A 2,763-nucleotide genomic window follows, 5' to 3' on the forward strand; every position below is an offset into this window, starting at 1 on the left:
GTTTGTGCTGTTCTCTTCGGCTGCTGCCACGCTTGGTGGTCCTGGGCAGGGCAATTATGCGGCGGCGAACGGATTCCTGGACGCGCTCGCGCAGCACCGCCGTGCCCAGGGGCTGCCGGCCCAGTCGTTGGCGTGGGGCTTCTGGACCGAGCGCAGCGGAATGACGGGACACCTGGCGGACGCCGACCTCCACCGCATGAGCGGTTCGGGCGTCACCGGTCTGTCCAACGAAGAGGGCCTGGCCCTGTTCGACGCCGCACTTGCCGCCGAACGCGCCCTGCTGCTCCCGATCCGGCTGAACATGCGCGAACTCCAGGCGGGTGCCGACCTGTTGCCCCCGCTGCTGCGGGGCCTGGTGCGAACACCGGGCCGCAGGGTCCTGGGGGCTTCCGCCGGCACCGACGACGAGTCGGGGCTGACCCGCCGGATGGCCGGGCTCTCGGTCGGCGAACAGCGCAGCATGCTGATGGACCTGGTCCGGGGGAACGTGGCCACCGTCCTGGGGCACGCCTCGTCCGACGCCGTCCAGGCGAACCGCGCGTTCAAGGAGCTGGGCTTCGACTCGCTCACCGCCGTGGAACTGCGCAACCGCCTCACCGCCGCCACCGGCCTGCGCCTCCCCGTCACGGTCGTCTTCGACCACCCGACCCCGGCCGCGCTCACCGGCCATCTCCTCACCCAGCTCGTGCCGGACGCCGAGGAGCAGACCGGCCTCGACGCGGCCGAGCTGCGGGTCCGGCAGGCGCTGGCGGACATCCCACTGACGCGCCTGCGCGAAGCCGGGCTGATGGACGCGCTGCTGGACCTCGCGGGCCTGCACGCGGACACCGCCGCCGGAGCGGCCGCCGACGGCCGGGACGGCGCACCGGCGGACACCCCGGAACAGCAGGAACAGATCGACACCATGGACACCCAGAGCCTCATCGCGCTGGCGTTGCAGCAGACCCAGTCCTGACGGCACTCGACACGTGGAGCGCGTAATGACCACACAGAACGACGAACTCGTCGAGGCGCTTCGGACATCCGTCAAGGAAGTCGAACGGCTTCGGCAGCAGAACCGACAACTGACCGCGATGTCCGGCGAGCCCCTCGCGATCGTGGCAATGAGCTGCCGGTTTCCCGGCGACGTACGGTCGCCGGAGGACCTGTGGCGGCTGGTCGAAGCCGGCGGCGACGCGATGGAGGCCCTCCCGGTCGACCGCGGCTGGGACCTGGACGCCCTCTACGACCCCGACCCCGACCGTCCGGGCTCGAGTTACGTACGCGAAGGCGGCTTCATCCGTGACGTAGGCGACTTCGACGCCGGATTCTTCGGGATCTCGCCCCGCGAGGCGCTGGCCATGGACCCGCAGCAGCGCCTGCTGCTGGAGACCTCGTGGGAGGTGCTCGAGCGGGCCGGGATCGACCCCGCGTCGCTCCGTGGCACCCGTACCGGTGTCTTCGTCGGCGCCGCCCAACTGGGCTACGGCGCCGGCGGCGCCCAGCTCGAGAAGGACGTCGAGGGCTATCTGCTCACCGGCGGCGCGGCGAGCGTCGTCTCCGGGCGGGTGGCGTACACCTTCGGGCTGGAGGGCCCGGCCGTCACGGTGGACACGGCGTGCTCGTCCTCGCTGGTCGCGCTGCACCTGGCCTGTCAGTCGCTGCGCCAGGACGAGTGCTCGATGGCCCTCGTCGCGGGCGTGTCCGTGATGTCGGTGCCGACGATGTTCATCGAGTTCAGCAGGCAGCGGGGCCTGGCGGCGGACGGCCGCTGCAAGGCCTTTTCGGCAGCGGCCGACGGTACTGCGTGGGGCGAGGGCGCCGGAGTGCTGCTGGTGGAGCGGCTCTCCGACGCCCAGCGCAACGGCCACCAGGTCCTGGCGGTGCTGCGCGGCAGCGCGGTCAACCAGGAGGCCCCCAACGGCACCTCGCAGCAGCGGGTGATCCGGCAGGCGCTCGCCAACGCGCGGCTGTCCGCCGACTCCGTCGACATGGTGGAGGCCCACGGGACGGGCACCGCGTTGGGCGACCCGATCGAGGCGCAGGCGCTGCTGGCCGCCTACGGTCAGAACCGACCCGCCGACCGGCCCCTGTGGCTGGGCTCGGTGAAGTCGAACATCGGCCACACCCAGACCGCCGCCGGTGTCGCCGGAGTCATCAAGACCGTTATGGCGATGCGGCACGGCGTGCTGCCGAAGACCCTGCACGCGGACGAGCCGACCCCGCACGTGGACTGGTCGTCGGGCGCGGTGTCCCTGCTGACGGAGCCGGTGGACTGGCCTGCGACGGACGGCCGCCCGCGCCGCGCGGGCGTCTCGGCGTTCGGTATCAGCGGCACCAATGCCCATGTGATCGTCGAACAGGCGCCGTTGACGCCCTCGACGCCCGTCGCGCCCGAGGCCGACCGCCCTCAGCCGGAGCGGCATGCGCTGCCGTGGGCCATCTCGGCCAGGGACGACCGCGCCCTGTGCGCCCAGGCGCGCGGGCTGAGCTCATTCCTGGACGCGGACCCCACGGCGGCCACCGACGACATCGGGTACTCGCTGGCCACGCTGCGGTCCGGCCTGGAGCGTCGGGCCGTCCTCTTCGCGGAGGACCGGGCCGGGTTCTGCCGGGCGCTGGACGCCCTGGCGGAGGGCGAGCCGGAAGCGGACAGCGTAGTGGGTTCGGTGACGGAGGGCGCGCTGGCCTTCCTGTTCTCGGGGCAGGGGTCGCAGCGGTTGGGGATGGGCCGGGAGTTGGCCGGGGTGTTTCCGGTGTTCGCTGCTGCTTTGGATGCGGTGT

The 2,763-nt window shown here is 72.2% G+C and carries 2 protein-coding genes; both read left to right on the forward strand.

What is annotated here, in order from left to right; genetic code table 11:
* The coding region (locus ADK64_RS04920; RefSeq protein ID WP_159046163.1) for a beta-ketoacyl reductase at nt 1–955 on the forward strand (955 nt) is incomplete at its 5' end.
* Nucleotides 956–968: 13 nt separating this feature from the next.
* On the forward strand, nt 969–2,763 hold a 1,795-nt coding region (locus ADK64_RS04925; protein ID WP_420712936.1), incomplete at its 3' end, for a type I polyketide synthase.

The sequence above is a fragment of the Streptomyces sp. MMG1121 genome (assembly GCF_001280015.1).
Classification (GTDB): Bacteria; Actinomycetota; Actinomycetes; order Streptomycetales; family Streptomycetaceae; genus Streptomyces.